The organism is Cystobacter fuscus (assembly GCF_002305875.1).
GTDB lineage: Bacteria > Myxococcota > Myxococcia > Myxococcales > Myxococcaceae > Cystobacter > Cystobacter fuscus_A.
The window spans coordinates 8,313,711-8,330,796 of record NZ_CP022098.1; the positions used below are offsets into that span (position 1 = coordinate 8,313,711).

Consider the following 17,086-nt stretch of genomic DNA (forward strand, 5'->3'; position numbering starts at 1 on the left):
AGTGCGATCCTGCGGCTCGCCAACCCTTCTTCCGAGCATGAGTGGAGCCCTGAAGGTCGGAGATGTCTTCGTCGCGGTAAGTGCGTCCCTGAGCGAGTTCTCCAAAGGTGTCGACAAACTGCTCAAGGACGTAGAGGAGGCGGCCGACGCCATCGGCAAGGCGATGCAGGAAGCGGCGGACGCGATTGGCGGGTTCTCGGAGAACCTACTCGCGGTCTCCGCCGTTGCCGGAGCTGCGGTAGCAGCGGCTGCCGAGCACTGCGCCGAAGCACAGAGGGCTGGCGACGCGCTGAAGGACAGCGTGTCGCAGCTCGCGGTGGAGGTCGGCCGCACCTTCCTGCCTCTGGTCCGTGAACTCACTCAGGTTGTCCGCACGCTCACCGCCACCTGGCGCGGCCTCAGCGCCGACGCCAAGGCCAGCATCATCGCGTTTGTACGGAACGCGGCTGTCTTGGGCACGGTGGGCATGGCCACGTCTCGCCTGATGCTCGTCTTTAAGTCCCTTGCTGATGGCACCGTAGTGCTCACCAAAGCCGCCCGAGCCGTGGGCCCTGCACTGGCGGGTAATCTCGCGGCCATCGCCAAGAGCGCCGGCGGCGCATTGACCTACTTCAATGCGTTCGTGCGAGCCCCTATCGGATACCACATCCACCACATGTCGGAGGGCTTGGCGTCGCTCCGTGGAAGAATCTCCACATTGCCGGACATGGCTCGACAATTGTCATCGTCGTTCGCATCGGTACTCCCAAAGATCGCTGCGGTCACCCTACCGGTTCTTGTTCTCGCAGCCGCCGTCGCGGGGCTGGCGCTGCTCGCGGGGTCCCTTTACGATGCTTGGAATGACACATCCACTGGACTCAAGGACTCGGTAGAGAACATGGGCACGTCGATCGTAGGTCTCGCGAGCGACATCAGGGATGCGCTACTGGGAGTATTTGAGTCCACCAAGAACTTCGCCGTTGGCCTTATTTCCACCCTTATTGAGGCTCTAACCGTGAGGGTTCGGTCGATAGCCAAGTTTGGTGAATCCGTGGCCAGATTCCTTGGTCGGAATACGCTTGCGGATAATTTCGCTCTGGCCCAGAACCTGACCGCGACGGGCGTCGCCAAGTACATCGACGAAAAAATGGAGGAAACAGCAGAGGCGGCGAAGAAGGCACTCGCGGCCCCAATCGATGCATTTTTGTCTGCGCGCGATGGAGTGATCGATGGTGTAAGATTTGGAGTCAAGCGGAGCACCGTCGGCCTGAGCGCCATTCTCCGGGATTCCGGTCTGGCGGATTTCCCCGACCGCCTTATGGCGGAGCTAAAGAAGTTGCTTCCGACCATTGGGGATCCCAACACGGTCGAGGACGTGCCCGCGTTCGACCGGGAGCCGAGCGCTGTCGGCAAAGCCGACTTCGAGAAGCTTCGTGAACTGGGGCGGCGGGGCACCACTCTCTACCAGGAAGCCTTCAACGAGCACGCGCGCGTCCTACGTGACGCGGCCAAAGAGCATGCTCGAGTATTAGCGGAGGCCGTGGAGTCCGCCCGACAGTCGCTGGTAGCTCAGTTCACCTCGCGCCTCGGAAACCTCCAGGGGGTCATACAGTCGGCCCAGCAGGGGGCCCAGGCGGGCGGAGCCTGGGGTGCGGTGGCCGCGGTGGTGTTGGAGTTGCTCACCCAGTCCGAGGGATTCGCCGCGGTCATCGAAATGGTGAATGCCATCCTTCAGCAGGTGGCCAACGTCCTGGGGCAGGTCCTCGCGCCGCTGCAGGGGCTGCTTGGAGCCGTCTCGCGTGTGCTGGACGCGGCGCTCCGCCCCCTCGCCCCGCTATTCAGCATGCTCGCGGGTACCCTGGAGCCGTTCGCCCCGGCACTGGTCATCATCGGCGACATGCTGAGCGCGCTCGGCCCCTTCCTCGAGTTGGTCGTCCAGGGTTTCTCCGTACTTCTCAATCCGCTCTCTCTGTTAGGGGGGCCCATCATGACGGCGCTATTCGAGGCATTCAGATGGGTGAGTTTGATCATCATGAGCGTCGTGTGGGGCCTCTACCAGGCGTGGAACGCCATTGTCAGCGCGGTCCAGTGGGTGCTGAGGGCACTGGGAGACATCTCCATCTTCGGCGCGAAGCCGCTCGCCTTCCTCAGCGACTGGGCGGACAGCCTGCAGTCGGCGAAGGCTCCGGTGGAGGACCTGGAGAAGAGCATGCGCGACCTGCGGGACATGACGTTGGAGCAGGCCAAGGCCAAGGCGAACGAGACCGCGGCCACGGTCAAGAACACGAAGGCGCTGCAAGAGGCTACGGAGAGCCTCACCAACGTGCCCGCGGCGTGGCGCGTGGCGCAGCGGCGCTTCGAGGCCCAGGACGCGCGCACCTCGCCCCTGCTGCCGGCTGGCTTGGCGCCGAGCACCACCCAATCCGCGCCCGCGCAGGCAGCCGCCCAGGGCATCTCCATCCACACCATCAACGTCTCCGGGGAGGACACGGGCCGCGCGCTCGCCAAGCTCGAGCAGCACCTGAATAACCTCTCCTTCCGTCGGCGCGGCACCACCGCGAGCCCCGGCCGGTACGCGATGGAGGGCGGGTAATGGCCCTCCTGCGAGTCAACGGCGTCCCGGTGGAGTGCACGGCCTCGGAGTGGGAGCCGGTGACGCTCGGCGAGGTGACGCGCAGCTTCAACGGCTGGCCGCGCGACACCGGCCGGGTGAAGAAGAAGGACTTCCGCTTCACCAGCGGGCTGCTCTCCCTGCCGGAGGCGGTGGCGGTGCGAGGCCTCGTGGAGGGCGCGGGGCACGTGCTCACCTTCGAGGACGCCACGGGCTACCTGTACACCTCGCGCGAGCTCGCGCCGAGCAGCACCGCGGGGGCTACCCGCTCCACCGTGGGCGCAAGGCACGGCAGCGCCTGCCTGAGCGTCGCCCCCAGTACCGTGGTGGGGTGGAACGTGGGCACCCAGGGGTACGAGGGCGAGGGCGGCACCTTCATGGGCTGGGTGCGCGAGGGCGCTGGGCCCTGGCGGCACATCCTCTACGCCGCCGGTGGGCCGTCCCTCCACATCGATGGCCAGCGCGCGAACGCGAGCGAGGGCTACCCCTTCGCCCAATGCCACGAGGGCTACCTGGTACTGGGCGACATGGGCATGCAAGGCATTGCCACCGCCTTCGACGACGTGGTGGCCCTGCCCTACTCGGTGCCCGCAGCGTGGGTGCCGCACCTGTACGCCTGGCACAGCGCGCGCGGCTGGCCCGCCCTGCCGTACGTGGTGGCCCAGGGGCCCCGCTTCCCTGCCCAAGGGCAACTCATGCTGGGTAAGGCCGGCGCGGGCCGCGCGGAAGCGCTGCTCACCACCGTGGGGGAGTCCTTCGACTTGACCCTCTTCGGGACGTGAGCGGCCCTTCTCCCGGGCATGCGCCCACTCACTGAGTCTCAGCAACGCCTGCTGTCCTCTCACGCCGGCTACTCCGTCCGGGGCCGCGTCCGCGTGCTCGGCCCGGACGGCACCACCTGGCACAACCTCTCCGCCTTCTTCGAGCGGGACTTCCTCGAGGGGGTGGACGTGGACGAGTCCCTGGACAGTCCCGTGGCCCAGGCCACGGTGCGCGTGCAGCGCGAGATGAATGGCCTCTCCCTCGCGCCCCTGGTGACGGACTCGCGCGCCAACAACCTCGCCGGCGCCTACTCCCCGCTGCTCGACGTGGGCCGCACCTTCCGCGTGGAGGTGGGCCTCGCCCCGCTGGGCTGTGAGCCCGGCCCCGGGGACTGGCTCCCCCTCTTCTACGGGAGGGTGGACGACGTGGACGCGGGCGCCACGGTGCTCACATTCAAGGGCCGGGACTTCGCGGGCGTGCTCCAGGACGTGTGGCTGCGCCAGGAGCACCAGTACGGCAGCGCCGCGGGCACGCCCCTCCAAACGGTGTGTCAGTCCATCCTCAATGACTCGCACCTGTCCGCCTTCGGCCTCTACGTCCCGGAGGACCTGACGTGGGACCTCGGCCCCTACAACCAGGCCGTGGAGCCCGTGGCGGACGCCCTCTCCAAGCTCGCCACCGCGCGCGGCGCGGAGTGTCGGTGGAAGCTGCGCCCGGACACCGGGGACTGGGGCCTGTGGCTGTGGGTGCCCGACAGGAGCGCCTCCGAGCCCGTGTGGGAATGGGGCCCGAAGGACTACGCGGAGCTCGGCGCCCTCTCTACCTCGCTCGCCGACGTGCGGACACTCGTGGAGGTGGTGTACTCGGACGCGAGCGACTTGGACGTGACGGGCCAGCCCAAGCGCAAGACGGTGGTGCGCGAGGACGTGGCCGCCACCATGCGCTACGGCTACACCGCCCCGGACGGCACGCGGGTGCCGCGCTTCATGCGCGTGGCCGAGGCGGCCGCGAGCAACATCCGCTCCCAGGCGGCCGCCGGGCGCCTGGCCGACGCGGCCCTCGCGGACTTATCCTCGGCCTCCCTCGGGGTGAGTGTGGAGGTGGCGCTACACCCCGGGCTCGAGCTGGCCGACTTGGCGCGCCTCGCCCCCAACGGGGTGCACTTCGTCGACGCCCAGACGCTCGCGGTGCGCCAGGTGACACACTCCCTCTCCGCCAGCGGTGGCACCACGCGTGTGCAGCTGCTCGGCAAGCCCAGCCTGAGTCCGCGGGCGTGGCTCGGCATGGAGGCCCGGCCCGGCGTGGCTCCCGCCCCCACCTTCACCGGCCCGGCCGCGCCCTCGGGGATCGCGGTGACGGGCGCCATCGCTGGCGCGGTGCTCGTCTTCACCGCGCCGGACGCCACCACCGGGCCCGAGGCCGACAGCTACGAGTTGCACGTGGGCGCCACCCCGGGCTTCCTCCTCTCCACCGCGAGCCTCAAGGCGGTGAGCAGCTCCACACGCTTTGACCTGACGGGCCTTGCCCCCGGCCTCACCTACTACGCCCGCGTGCGCAGCCGGGACAAGAAGGGCAACGTGGGTCCGGCCTCGCCAGAAGTCATCATCAACCCGCAGTACCTCACGCCCAAGAGCATGCTCCAGGCCGTCTCCTTCGGCGCCCTCCCCCCCAACGGGGACTTCGAGGCGCAGGTGGACATCAACTCCCCGCCCGACGCCTTCACTCTCTCCGGCGGTACGTGGGGGCTCGACGCCGTCTCCTCCGGGGACAGCTTCGCCGGTGCCCGCTCGGTGGTGTTCCCCGCCGGGCGCGCCGCCGCCACCCTCACCGCCCAGGCCTTCACCGTGCGCTCCGGCGAGCAGTGGGTGTTCTCATGCTGGTACAAACAGGGCACGGCGCAGCAGGTGTCTGGCTTTCTGCGCGTCCGCTTCTACAGCGACCTATCCACACCGTTGCCGGTGGTCAACAACGCCAACCTGGGTGGAACGGAGTCCATCTACATCGCCAACTTCTGGCGTCGGCAGCTGCTCGCCCGGGAGGTGCCGGATGGCGCCCGGTACGTGGTGGTGTCCGTGGTGAAGGCCTCGGGGTACACGGGCTCGCTCACCGTGGACTCGCTCGATGCGCTTCGCCGCCCGGCCCAGGGCTCGTGGACGAGCGTCACCTACCAGAATAGGTGGATCCCGGCCACGCCGCCGGACGGGCGTTTCCAGGACGTCCGGTACCGTCGGGACGACTTCGGGCGGGTGGAGCTGCGCGGCGTGCTGCTCGCCCCCTCCCCCGTCACCTCCTCTCTGGCCTTCACCCTGCCAGAGGGATGCCGTCCCTTCGAGGCACCGCGGCTCATCCGCACGCACAACCAGAGCCAGTTGGTCTCCATCTACATCGAAACGGACGGGCGGGTGTTGGTAGTCGCCCCGGCCGGCTCGGAGATCCCCCTGGACGGCATCTCCTTCGAGACGAACAGCTAACACCCTCGGGCGCAGCGCTCACAGTCCACCGCCCAGCGCTTGCTCCCACCCTGGGCGCCGGCGTCGGAAACGAGGCGTAGCCGCCCCTCGCCCACCTTCACCCAGGAGCCACACGCGCACGCGGCCGCGCGTGCGTTGGGGCGGAAGCGCACCGGGCCGCGCGAGCACTGGGGCTCCACGTGGCTCACCCCCAGCTCGGCGGAGAAGTCCGCCTCCTCGCCCTTGCGAATGAGGCCTCCACAGGCCCGGCACGTGCCAGCCTTCTTCGCGACAATGACAGGCATTACGCCGCCTCCAGGTGCTCGCGCAGCGCCGCGAGGCCCTCCGCGCGCGCCGCCTGCAACTCCGCGAGGGTGCACCCGAGGTGCCGCGCGAGCTGCATGTCATTGAGGCGAGGGGTAGCGAGACCCAGGGGCACGCCCACGGCGAGGCGCTGCCGGCGCGGGAGACGCTCGAGGGCAGCCACCGCGGAGCCCTGGGCGGAGAGCTCCTCGAGACGATCGCCGCCAGTGTCGGCCACGTCCGAGGCCTCGCGCTCCTCGCACCGGGTGGCGCCCTGGGCCAGCGCCAGGGCCGTGGCCGCGTCGGCGCCCTCGGTAGCCAGGGCCTCCTCGAATGTCACCTCCTCGCGCTCCACCCGCTTCCTCGCGCGCGCGGCGAGCTTGCGGCCCCAGTGGGTGGGCCCCACCAGGCGGCCTTCCGCGAGCACGTTGCCCAGGTGCTGGCGCACCGCCTGGCCGACGTACGCGGGGTACAGGGTGCGGCCCGGCCCAGCCTTGCCCGGCACGAAACCACTCCAGAGCTTCTGCGCGCGCACCATGGCCTCCTGCAGCAAGTCAGAGCGCGAGAGGTACGTGCGCTCATGGCTCGCCCAGGCCCGGCGCGCCTCGGACTCCAGGAAGGGGGTGAGCAGGTGCAACAACTTCCCTTCCGCGGCGCGCTGCCGGCGGCTGCCCTCCGGCTGGCCCCGCGCCTCGCGCAGGGCTGTTTCCATGGCCTCGGCCAGTTCGGGGGACAGCAGTCCCTTCCCCCGGGCCGGCCGCTGGAAGGGCAGCACCAGCTGGGCCCCCACCTGCGCTGCCGGGGGCGTGCGGCCGCGCAGGTGGGGCCGGTGCGCGCGCTCGCGGCGCCGCACCTCGCGCCGGGGCACCTCGGCGAGGAAGGCGAAGGGCTGCTGCGCGGTAGTGCTGGGGACGGCGGCGAGCGCCGGGCGCGGAGACGCGCGAGCGGAGGAGCGCGAAGGGGCGGGACAGGCGAAACAGGCCATGCCGGCCCTTGTCCTCGCCGCACTGGTGTCCGTCCATTACCGGGCAGGAAGTCCCGCCGGCAGGGCCGTGCGCCCGTTGCCCTGGACGCGGATCCCCGCCCGCTGGAGTGTGCCCAGCACCTGTTGCTTGCTCACGTCGAAACGCTCACAGAGCGCGTCCACTGAGAGCTCCGGCTCGCGCTGGTACAACTCGACAATCCTCCGGTGGCGCCAGGCGCTCAACTCCGCCGCAGTGAGGCCCAGCAGAGGGCGCGCGGGGCCGAGCTCTTCACTCCGCTCCGCCGCCACCAGGTGGGCGGGCCGGGAGGGCGGAGTCTCCCCTCTCGCCCGGGCGAGCTTGTGCTTGTACACACACGTGCGGCAACGCCAGGGCACCATGCCCTTCGGGCCCACCTTCACCACCGTGCCGCACGCGCAGGTGATTCGGCTGGGGCGCTGAAAGCAGCTCATGTCCTCCTCCTGCCTGGGTTGAGAGTGTTTGGGGTGGCGAGCTCGGCGAGGGTGCGGCCCGCGCTACCCCGGCGCTTCGCGGGCTCGGTGAGGGCGGTGCGCTGCACGTCGCCGCGCACGGCCGCCAGCGCCTCCTCGGGCGTGGTGACGACGGCCACCGCGAGGCCCGCCACGCGCAGCCGGGCGTGGAGCTCCACCTGGGCGGGCTGCATCCGCCCACCCTTGCTCTTCACCTCGAGCAGCACCACCACGCCGCGGCGCACGCACAGCAAGTCCGGGAAGCCCGGGGCGGACACCGGCACCACCGTCCACCCGGTGAGTTGCAACGCCCGCACCACGGCGGGCTCGGCCTTGTCCCTCTGGGCGGCGTACCTCATGGCCGCCTCCGGCGCAGCTCGCCCACCGCGCGGGTGAGGCCGAGCAGCGAGGCCACGAGGCTCCCCGCGGAGAGCAGCCGGGGCGCCTCGCCCGGGGTGCCAAAGAGTGCGCAGGCGAGGAGTACGTGCGCGAGGAACACGAGGCGCTGTTGGCCGTGCGTCATGGCTCGCCCTCCCCCACGTCCACGCGCACCCCGGCAAGGCCGCACCACCCCGCGTGCTCGCGCACGAGAGGGCCGAAGTGCTCCTCGACGAAGCTCCGGCGAAACCTGTCTCCGGCGGAGAGCACCAGCACCCCGTTCGCCACCTCCCGCGGGCGCAGCGGCTCGAGCTGGCTCACGGCGTACTTGAAGCCCTGCCCACCCAGGGACGCGAGCACCTGCCGCCACGCAGTCCCCGCGGGGCTGTCCCCGGGTAGAGCCTGGGCCAGAGGTTCCGGTTTCGGCTCCTCGGGCGAGGCTTCGGTGGGCGTCTTCGGGTCCAGCGTCCACCCCCCGTGCAGCAGCTTGTCCGCGGGCGTGTGCCCATCGGGGCAGGTGCCCCGGAGAATCCACAGCAGGTCGGCCGTCCGGCGGGTGCGCAACTCCCCCCGGCACAGCGGGGAGCGCGGCACCCGGGCGAACACCTCGCGCCACTCCTCGAGCGGCCGCTCCTGCAACGCCGCCTCCGCGTTCGCGAGGAGGGCCACCGAGGTGCGCTCGGGCCACGGAGCGAAACCGCGCCCCGAGCCCACCACGAGCGTCTGCCAGGCCTCGCGCAGCGCCTGCACCTCGGCAGGCAGGTGGGCCGTGGGCATGGGCGCTCGGTACTCCCGGGCAGCCGCCGCGCGCGTCACGGTGAGGCGTCCGATCCTCGGCGGTGTGACGGGCGTGACGGGCGCCAGCGTGACGGAGGGAGGAGGAGGTGTAGTTATTTCTTTCTTCTTCTCCTCCTCCTGCATCACGTCACGCGTCACGCTGTCACGCTCGGCCGTCACGAGGCGTTGGCGTAGTCGGTAAGCCCTTGATCTTGCTGCCGCCTGAGCCTTTCGGCGCTCGTTCTCCTGGGCCTCCGTCATGCCCGGGTCCGTGACGCGCGTCACGCTGGGGGCGTGACGCGTCACGCGTGACGCGTCACGCACCTCCGTCACGCTGTCCGAGCGTGACGCGGGCGGTGGAGGCACTGTGGCCGGATCCCCGAGGCGCGCGGTGAGGGTGACGAGCGCCTGGGCCTGCAGGTGCAACGTGGCCTCGGCCCGCTCGGCCCGAGCCAGCGCCGCGGCCAGTTCCGCGCGCAGGGTGGCGACGTCCGCGTGGCACGTCATGCCGCAGCTCCTGTCTGTGTCCGGCAGCAGGGAGGGGGCACGGGCACCGTCCAGCGGCAGTCCGCGAAGTGGGGCGTCCCGTGGGAGCAGCGCGGCCAGCCCGGCTCCTCGCACTTCGCGCTCGGCAACCGGTACGAATGGAAGCGCCCCGGGCCGCCGCCGCTCCACAGCCGGCCGCAGTGAGCACAAGGCACCAGGCGCTGCACCCGCTGGGCAGGGAGGACGCTGTGCAGGGCGGTGTGAATGAAGGGTGCGGGGCCGCGGGCCCGGCCCGGCTCGTCCACGGTGAGCACCCGGGACAGCTGGGCCTCCAGCTCCTCATTCCACTGGGCGGCGCGGGCCAACGCCTTCTGCTCTGCTCGCGCGTCCCGGTAGGCGCGGCCGAGCCGCACGCGCAGCTCCTCCGGGGGCGTCCACATGGAGCGGCCGCCCCGCGTGGGCACCGGGGCAATGGGCACGGGCGTGTCCACCCAAAGCAGGACGGAACCATGCGCCCAGGGCGATAGCGCCGGTGCGAGGCTCGGAGAAATGCTTTCCAGCCGCCGCGCACGGGCCACGGCCACCACGGCGTCCGTCACCTGGGCGAGCTCGTGCTCGGGCACTTCGGCCCGGGCGAGGGCGAGCCGCTCCGCTGCGCGGCTGTCTTCCTCCGCGCTCGCGTGAATGGCGACGTACTCCCCGAAGAGGTACTCGTCCGCCGACGGCAGGCTGATGACGGGGCACACCCCGAGGGCCACGAGGGCGGCCCACGGGCGGCGGAGCGTCACGGCGAAGAGCCGCTGCTCGGTGATGATGGGCGCCGAGGTCATGCAGCCTCCCTCGCGGGTACCCGCTCGCCCAGGTTGGCGCTCACGAGGGCCTCGGCCACCTCCGGACAGACGCTGTTGCCGATGAGCCGCACCGCATCCGCCTTCGTGGTGCAGGCGCTCAAGTCGTAGTGCTCGGCGAAGCGGCCGAACTGCGCGCGCAGCAGCTCGTGGGGCTCGAGCATGCGCATGCCGATGTCGCTGATCTGGTAGTCGTGCCCCTCGACGGTGACGAGGCCCAGACGCGCCTTGGCGGTGATGGTGCGCAGGGGCGTGTCCAGACGCTGCCCTGCCGAGCCCTCGCCGTAGTAGGTGGTGAGGAAGGCCCGGACCTCGGCCACGTGGTTCCCTCCGGCGGTGAGCGTCGGCATGGGCTCCTCGAGGTCCGAGCCGGTGCATGTACCGCGCAGCTTCACCAGCGTGGCAGCCGCCAGCGAGTGGTGGTCCGTCGCGGTGATGGTGCCGATCGGCTGCGTCACCCCGTGGCCCACCACACCGCCGTAGTGCTTCGCGAGGAAGGGGGCGACGAGCGCGTGCTTCTGGCCCGTGGCCACGACTGTTCCGAGCGGCACGTGAAGGCCAGGCACACGCGCCGCCTGGCCCCGGCGCTCTCCGTACCCGGTTTGGATTAGCGTCGGGGCCACCAGGGCGTGACGGCTCTTCGTGACGACGGTGGACAGTGGCTCGTCCGCCGCCGCACCTGACCCGCGCGAGCCTTGCTGGTCGATGGGAATGATGGTGGGTGTGACGAGCGCCCGGTCGTTCTTCTTGGTGATGGTGCCGAGGGGAGCGTCACTAGCGGTGGGAGGCGTCTGGCCGGCACGCCCCCCACAGCCCACGACGAAGGGCCGAGGGTTCTCCAGGACGAAGCGGCGCAGTCCCTCGGCGATCCTCCAGAGCGTCTTCTCCGCCAGTGGCCGCTTGCGCTCGAAGATGGACGGGCACGGCAGGCTCCAGTCGATGCACTCGGCCGCCGTGCGGAATGGCAGCTTCCCCGGGCCATGAGTTGCCTCGGGCCAGGAGATGGGCTGCCCGTCACGACGAGCCACCAGGAACAGGCGCACGCGCCGCGTGGGGGCACCGAAGTGGGAGGCATCGAGGAGACGCCAGCCCACGCGGTAGCCCAGCACCTCCAGGTTGCCCACGAACTGCCGGAACGTCTCGCCCTTGCGCTCGGGGATGGGCGTGCCGCGCAGCTCCTCCTCCGGCCAGTCGTCCGGGTACAGGGGCCCCCAGTCGAGGAACTCGCGAACGTTCTCCAGCATGATGACTTCCGGCTCCACCTCCCGCGCCCAGTCACGCACTACCCATGCCAGCGCGCGGATCCGCTGCTCGCGCGGCCGGGCGCCCTTGGCGATGGAGAAGTGGGTGCAGTCGGGACTCGCCCACAGGAGCGCCACCGGCCTGCCCGCCGTGGCCACGCGGGGCTCCACCTCCCAGAGGCTGGCGACGTGGTGCACCGTCCGCGGGTGGTTCACCCCATGGACACGCAACGCCAACTCGTCATGGTTGACCGCGACGTCCACCGCTCGACCCAGCGCCGCCTCAATGCCGGTGCTGGCGCCTCCCCCGCCAGCAAAGAGGTCCACGATGATGGGGGCGCCGGCCGGGCGGTACCGGCGTCTGCCCTTCAACGGGCCCTTGAGCATGGGGTCCCCCGGCGACGCGCGCCGTGCTCGCCACGTCGTCACGCCTCACCTCCGGGGCCAAGCGCGGTGAGAACCGCCCGCAGCGCGGGCTCAAGCAGGCGCAGCGCCTCCTCGGCGGACTTACCCTTGGTGTGCCCCTTCCGGGGCGCCGCCCAGTCCCCGGCACGGGTGAGCGCCTCCCCGTCCCATAGCCAGGGCCCCGCCGTGCCCAGCGCCCGTCTGTCGTAGCTCAGCCACACCTCCCCACGAGTGGCCGTGGGGTGCAGCACGACAATCCACGGCTCGTGTCCGGCGAGGTGGCTCCACGACTCCTCACGTGCGGACAGCGCCAGCACGGACACGATGTGCCGCAGGCGTGCGGCACGGGGGGCACTCCCCTGCGAGCCTTTGAGCAGGCACAGCACGTCTCGCAGGTCCGTCACCTCCTCCAGGTTGACGGAGTCGAGCGGGACGCCTTCCTCGGGGCCTGGGCCATTCTCGGGCATGGACGGCGGCGGAGACGCCGCAGGCGCGCTCGACGTGGCAGCCGGGGCCGCCGTCGGCACGGGCGTGGGGCTGGTGTTGGCGATCTCCGCCCGGCACACCTCGCAGTAGAAACCGCGCGCATCCTCGGGCCCCACCGGTTGCAGTTGCGAGGCGGGGAACTCGCTGGTGCACCCGTCGCACTCGCTCGGAGTGTCATCCCCTTCCACTGTCGTCGCCTCGCGCTCACGCGTCTGGCGCTTCTCGGCGAGTGCCTCCGGGGTGCAGCAGCGCGAGCACAACCAGAGGTTGAAGCCGATGCCAAGGCAGCGCGAATCCTTGTCCGCGCGCCACGTCTTCACTCCGCGGGGACGGCTGTGGCGGGAGAAGCTCAACCGAGCCCGCGGGCCTTCCCGGGCGTCGCAGGAGCCGCAGGCGCTGTCCGTCCCAGTCACCTCCAGCTCGTCCTTGTACTCCCGCTCCTCCTCCCGGGCGCCCAGGTGCGCGTCCAGGAGGGCCGTGGCATCGAGTCCGGAGAACGCCGGTGGCGCCGCCAGCGGGTGCCCATCGATTCTCAGAAAGTTCTCCACATGGCGGAGCACCTCGTCCTCCGTGAAGTGGGGGAAGCGCTCGCGCGTCTCGGCCAGGTACTTCTCCCGCGCGGAGACGGGCGCGGCAGGAGCTGCCGGGGAGGACTCGGCGAGGACGCGCGCCACCACCTCCAGCACGCGCAGGGGCACGCCGCGCAGTCCCTTCACGCACGACCACTCCCCCTTCGCGCGCGCCACCGCGAGCACGTCCGTACCGCGCCCGAGGCGAACCGGGTCTACGTAGACGAGGCCGCCCTCCTGGGGCAGGAGCGGGCCGTGCTTGGCGATGTCCGTTTCGCGCTGCGAGAGGAAGAAGACGGGCTTGTCGTTCGTCTCCCTCCACCCGCCCTGCCACGTGAGCGTCCAGCCCAGCACCCGGCCGAGCTGGAAGGCTCGGCACCGCGGCTTCGCCAGGCACTTCTTCGCGCGGCAGGCGCCGACCGCCCCCTGCGGGCTCGTGTGGTCCGCCAGCGAGTCGCCGCAGGTGCAGCAGGGCACTGCCGGGGCCGGCACGGCGTCGTCCTCCACTGGCGCGGCCGAGGCCTCCGCGACCGTCGCCGTCCTCGCGGACGCTGCCTTTCCGGCGCGCTTCTCCCCCTTGGCCTCGGTGGCCGGGCGCCGCCGCGGGCGTCCCGGGCCCCTGGGCGGCTCCGGGTCTGGCTGCTCGTCCTTCCAGGGAGAGGCATTCGGGCTCGTCGACAGCGCGGGCGTGTCCAGCGCCAAGTCCTGCTGGTGGGCCTGGGCGTCCGGATCCTCGCCCGTGGTGGCCGCCGCCATTGCCCGGGTGTGCTGCGTGCGCAGCGCCTCCTCCTGGCGTGCCAGGGCCGCGAGGAATCGCTCCTTGATGGCGGGCAACTCGGCCAGAGCGCGCTCGAGCGCGAGGCCTCGGTGGAAGTGCTGCTCGCGATGCTCGTCGGTGAGGCGGGTGGGCTCACCCATGGCGCACCTCTCCTCCCGGCGTCGCCGGCAGCTCGTGGCCGAAGGCGCGCAGCAGGCGCCGACAGGCCTCGTCCGGGACCGGCTCCCACGAGCGCCGCGCCAGCCTGTCGACGGCGAGCTGGAGGAAGGGAGCAACGGCGGCTTGCAGCTCCGCCCAGTCCTGGACGGACGCGGGCGCGGACGGATGCACCGCGGCGAGCGCCGCGTGGGCCTCGGCGAGCGCCACGCGCAGACGGGCGAGGTGCTCGTCCTGACCCGCGTACGTGGTGGGCGTGTCGACAACAGCGACGACGCGGCGCGCGGCGTCCACCGCCGCGCCGAGCCGAGCCACCTCCTTGGGGGTCGGGCAGTCGGAGGCGCTCATTGATCACCGCCGATCTTCTTCCCCGCCCCCGCATCCCCGTCCGACAGCTCGGACATGGCGGGACGCACTGAGGACAGGGCGTCGAGACCGGCCTGCTCGTAGGTCGCCCCGCCCCCACTGGCGGACAGAGATGAGCCGCCGCCACGAACCCGAGCGCGCCAACCGCCCAGAAAGGGAGCAGCCAAACGCAGGAGCGACAGCCGCACTGACAGACCAAGAGGTCCCGTGTGGCGGACTTGCAACTGACTGATGGGGAGGGCTGGGGGCCGAGTTTCCCGGCGGACTCCTCGGAATTTCTCCGAGGAGTTCCGCCGGGTTACATCAGCGCGCGATGCAGGAGTCGAACCTGCGGCCTTTGGCTCCGGAGGCCAACGCTCTATCCAGCTGAGCTAATCGCGCAAACGCCACCGGCGAGCGGGTAACTAGCCGACTTCTTCCGCCGACGCAAGCACGCTTTCTGGCAACAGCCCACCAGGCGCGAACACTTCCTGGAAGAGACATGCGGACGACAGAGGCTTGTCCGCCAGTTCACCGAGCAGAGCCACTCGTCCACGCCAGGCCGAGAGTTCACCGCCCCGAGCATGGAGCTTGCGAATGCACGAGCCGGGGATCGAACCCGGACGGCCCCTTCGGGCCAGCGGATTTTAAGTCCGCTGCGTCTGCCAGTTTCGCCACTCGTGCGCGCGTCGACTCAACAACGGATGAACCCGGAAGGCAGTCCCCGCCTCCGCGTCCTTCCGGCCCGACCTGCTCTCGACCTCATCCTGGCGGTACCACGCTCTTACCTGACAGGTCATGAAAAGAGCCCAACTGGACAGGTAGTTGAACCAGGGTGGCCGAACTTACCAGACCCGAGGGAGTACTGCCAGCGCGTCCTCGACTCTGAGTACGGGTGGGAGGCTCACACCCGGTGAGCGTGGGGGAGGGAGCGTTTCGCGCGGCCCGACACCGCGCGAGGCAAGACAAGCCGTGGGGTTGGCATCGAGGGGCCGCGAAGCGTCCGGCGCGGAGTGCGACGCCGGTGCTGGCGAGTGCATCGAGGTGCGAACGTCCAAGGCACCCGGCGCGGGGGCGAGCAGCGGCTCGACAGGTGGAGCCAACGGACGCTCTTCAGCTGGAGTCCGGAGAAAGGGAGAGCGCCGCGCACCGGACACGAGGGGTGGCATCCACCGGACGACGGCGCCGCACATGGGCATCCCGTCCCGAGCGCCGCTGTTATATAGCGACCGCCATGCTTGAAACCGTCACCAAGGGCTTCCGTGCCGCGAAGAACCGCCTCGCGGGCAAGAGTGAGATCACCCCCGAGATGGTGGACGAGTCGCTCCGCGACATCCGCGTCTCCCTGCTGGAGGCGGACGTCGCCTTCGACGTGGTGAAGAAGTTCGTCGCCCGGGTGCGCGAGAAGGCCGTGGGCGAGGTGGTGCAGACGACCATCACGGACAAGGCGGGCAACAAGCGCCGCGTCTCGGCGGGCGATCACTTCGTGAAGATCTGCCACGACGAGCTCGAGGCACTCATGGGCCCGGTGGACACGAGCCTGCAGCTCAAGCCGCGCGATCAGCTCAGCGGCATCATGATGGTGGGCTTGCAGGGTTCGGGAAAGACGACGACCACGGGCAAGCTCGCCAGCAAGCTGCTCAAGGAGGGACGCAAGCCGCTGCTGGTGGCCGCGGACATCTACCGGCCGGCGGCGGTGGATCAGCTCAAGGTCCTCGGCGAGCGGCTGAAGGTCCCGGTGTACTTCGAGCCCAACGTGGCGCCACCAGAACTCGCCAGGCGCGGGTACGCCGCGGCGCGCGAGCAGAAGTGCGACGTGGTGCTCATCGACACGGCGGGCCGCCTGGCCATCGACGAGGCGTTGATGACCGAGCTGGAGGCCATCAAGGGCCAGGTGCGACCGGACAACATCCTGCTCGTGTGCGACGCGATGATTGGACAGGACGCAGTGCGCACGGCGGCGGAGTTCGACCGGCGCCTGAGCCTGGATGGCTTCATCCTCACGAAGCTGGACGGTGACGCGCGAGGAGGCGCGGCGTTGTCCATCAAGGAGGTGACGGGCAAGCCCATCAAGTTCCTCGGCATGGGCGAGTCGATGGACAAGCTGGAGGAGTTCCGTCCGGACGGACTCGCGAGCCGGATTCTCGGCTTCGGCGACATCGTCGGGCTGATGAAGGACTTCGAGCAGGTCGTCGACGAGAAGAAGGCGGCCGAGGACGCGCAGAAGCTCCTGTCGGGCAACTTCACGATGAAGGACTTCGTGGGGCAGATCCGCATGGTGCGGAAGATGGGCCCGCTGAAGGATCTGCTGGAGAAGTTCCCGCTCTTCGGAGAGATGACCGAGCAGCTCAATCCGGACGAGAAGGAGCTGACGAAGATCGAGTCGATGTACGACTCGATGACGGAGCAGGAGCGGCTGCGCCCGCAGCTCATCAACGACAGCCGGGTGAAGCGCATCGCGAAGGGAAGCGGGCGCAAGACGGAGGAAGTGCGCGAACTGCTGCAGAAGTTCGGGATGATGCAGCAGGTGATGGGGACGATTGGGCAGAATCCGGGCCTGCTGGGGAGGATTCCGGGCTTCAAGCAGATGGGGCAGCTGGCGCAGATGAAGAACATGGACCTGTCGAGCATGTTCGGGAAGGACCCGAAGATGATGGAGAAGGCCATGGCGGGGATGGGAGGCATGCAGCTGCCGCAGATCGCGCCGGGTTACACGGCGCCCATGGGGCAGGCGGCGATGGCGAAGGCGCGCATGATGGGCTACGCCCCGCCCTCTGCGGCCAAGCCCGAGAACAAGGACGCCATCAAGGAGCGCCGCAAGCGCGAGAAGGAGAACAAGAAGAAGAACCGGAAGAAGAAGTAGACGCGTCCGGTACGGGAGCGCCACGCACGCGCCGCTCGGGAGTCCCGCAACGGGCTTCCTGGAGCGGCGCAGTCGTTTGTGGGCTCCCCATCCACCCCGCCGGACTCCCCGCTCCCACGCTGGACGAGCCGAGCGCATCGGGCTTTCCGTCTGGAGAGGGCTGAGGCACGCTCGGCGAGACATTGCGGGGACTTAC

General features: G+C 70.2%; 14 protein-coding genes and 2 tRNA genes. 4 read left to right on the top strand and 12 right to left on the bottom strand.

What is annotated here, in order from left to right:
- Window positions 1–37 precede the first annotated feature (37 nt).
- The 3 genes from CYFUS_RS33430 to CYFUS_RS33440 all read left to right on the top strand — a co-directional run bounded on the left by CYFUS_RS33430 (window position 38) and on the right by CYFUS_RS33440 (window position 5,823).
- Window positions 38–2,572, top strand: coding sequence for a hypothetical protein (locus tag CYFUS_RS33430; RefSeq protein ID WP_095988916.1), 2,535 nt, complete (start codon window positions 38–40; stop codon window positions 2,570–2,572).
- On the top strand, window positions 2,572–3,372 hold the full coding sequence (locus CYFUS_RS33435; protein WP_095988917.1) for a hypothetical protein: 801 nt from the start codon (window positions 2,572–2,574) through the stop codon (window positions 3,370–3,372). The genes CYFUS_RS33430 and CYFUS_RS33435 overlap by 1 nt, the downstream gene beginning before the upstream one ends.
- Before the next feature lie 93 nt (window positions 3,373–3,465).
- The gene (locus tag CYFUS_RS33440) at window positions 3,466–5,823 is read left to right on the top strand and encodes a fibronectin type III domain-containing protein (protein ID WP_157758807.1); all 2,358 of its coding nucleotides are present in this window, start codon (window positions 3,466–3,468) and stop codon (window positions 5,821–5,823) included.
- Here the strand turns inward: CYFUS_RS33440 and CYFUS_RS33445 are convergent.
- The 12 genes from CYFUS_RS33445 to CYFUS_RS33495 all read right to left on the bottom strand — a co-directional run bounded on the left by CYFUS_RS33445 (window position 5,820) and on the right by CYFUS_RS33495 (window position 14,711).
- Window positions 5,820–6,107: a hypothetical protein gene (locus CYFUS_RS33445; protein ID WP_095988919.1), complete on the bottom strand. Its 288-nt coding sequence runs from the start codon at window positions 6,105–6,107 to the stop codon at window positions 5,820–5,822. The two genes, CYFUS_RS33440 and CYFUS_RS33445, sit on opposite strands and share 4 nt — an antisense overlap.
- Complete coding sequence (locus tag CYFUS_RS33450; RefSeq protein ID WP_232536957.1) at window positions 6,107–7,090, bottom strand: hypothetical protein; 984 nt, start codon at window positions 7,088–7,090, stop codon at window positions 6,107–6,109. Before CYFUS_RS33450 ends, CYFUS_RS33445 begins: the two co-directional genes overlap by 1 nt.
- Window positions 7,091–7,126: 36 nt before the next feature.
- The gene (locus CYFUS_RS33455; protein ID WP_232536958.1) at window positions 7,127–7,540 is read right to left on the bottom strand and encodes a hypothetical protein; all 414 of its coding nucleotides are present in this window, start codon (window positions 7,538–7,540) and stop codon (window positions 7,127–7,129) included.
- On the bottom strand, window positions 7,537–7,917 hold the full coding sequence (locus CYFUS_RS33460) for a VRR-NUC domain-containing protein (RefSeq protein WP_095988920.1): 381 nt from the start codon (window positions 7,915–7,917) through the stop codon (window positions 7,537–7,539). Before CYFUS_RS33460 ends, CYFUS_RS33455 begins: the two co-directional genes overlap by 4 nt.
- Complete coding sequence (locus CYFUS_RS51920) at window positions 7,914–8,081, bottom strand: hypothetical protein (RefSeq protein ID WP_198316230.1); 168 nt, start codon at window positions 8,079–8,081, stop codon at window positions 7,914–7,916. The genes CYFUS_RS33460 and CYFUS_RS51920 overlap by 4 nt, the downstream gene beginning before the upstream one ends.
- Window positions 8,078–8,713 carry a hypothetical protein gene (locus CYFUS_RS53205; RefSeq protein WP_232536959.1) on the bottom strand — a complete coding sequence of 212 codons (636 nt, stop codon included), beginning with the start codon at window positions 8,711–8,713 and terminating at the stop codon, window positions 8,078–8,080. The genes CYFUS_RS51920 and CYFUS_RS53205 overlap by 4 nt, the downstream gene beginning before the upstream one ends.
- A gap of 503 nt (window positions 8,714–9,216) precedes the next feature.
- The gene (locus CYFUS_RS33470; RefSeq protein ID WP_095988922.1) at window positions 9,217–10,029 is read right to left on the bottom strand and encodes a hypothetical protein; all 813 of its coding nucleotides are present in this window, start codon (window positions 10,027–10,029) and stop codon (window positions 9,217–9,219) included.
- Window positions 10,026–11,717 (bottom strand): DNA cytosine methyltransferase, encoded by a 1,692-nt coding sequence (locus tag CYFUS_RS33475; RefSeq protein WP_198316231.1) that lies wholly within the window; start codon window positions 11,715–11,717, stop codon window positions 10,026–10,028. Before CYFUS_RS33475 ends, CYFUS_RS33470 begins: the two co-directional genes overlap by 4 nt.
- Window positions 11,714–13,666, bottom strand: a complete 1,953-nt coding sequence (locus tag CYFUS_RS53210) for a hypothetical protein (protein ID WP_232536960.1) — start codon at window positions 13,664–13,666, stop codon at window positions 11,714–11,716. Before CYFUS_RS53210 ends, CYFUS_RS33475 begins: the two co-directional genes overlap by 4 nt.
- A complete protein-coding gene (locus CYFUS_RS33485) occupies window positions 13,659–14,030 on the bottom strand; it encodes a hypothetical protein (protein ID WP_095988924.1) in 372 nt (123 codons plus the stop codon). Before CYFUS_RS33485 ends, CYFUS_RS53210 begins: the two co-directional genes overlap by 8 nt.
- A 325-nt stretch (window positions 14,031–14,355) precedes the next feature.
- Window positions 14,356–14,429, bottom strand: a tRNA-Arg gene (locus CYFUS_RS33490).
- A 196-nt stretch (window positions 14,430–14,625) separates the two neighbouring features.
- Window positions 14,626–14,711 (bottom strand) — tRNA-Leu (locus CYFUS_RS33495).
- Between the two features lie 550 nt (window positions 14,712–15,261).
- Here CYFUS_RS33495 and ffh point away from each other — a divergent pair.
- Window positions 15,262–16,890, top strand: coding sequence for a signal recognition particle protein (ffh, locus tag CYFUS_RS33500; RefSeq protein WP_095988925.1), 1,629 nt, complete (start codon window positions 15,262–15,264; stop codon window positions 16,888–16,890).
- Window positions 16,891–17,086 lie beyond the last annotated feature (196 nt).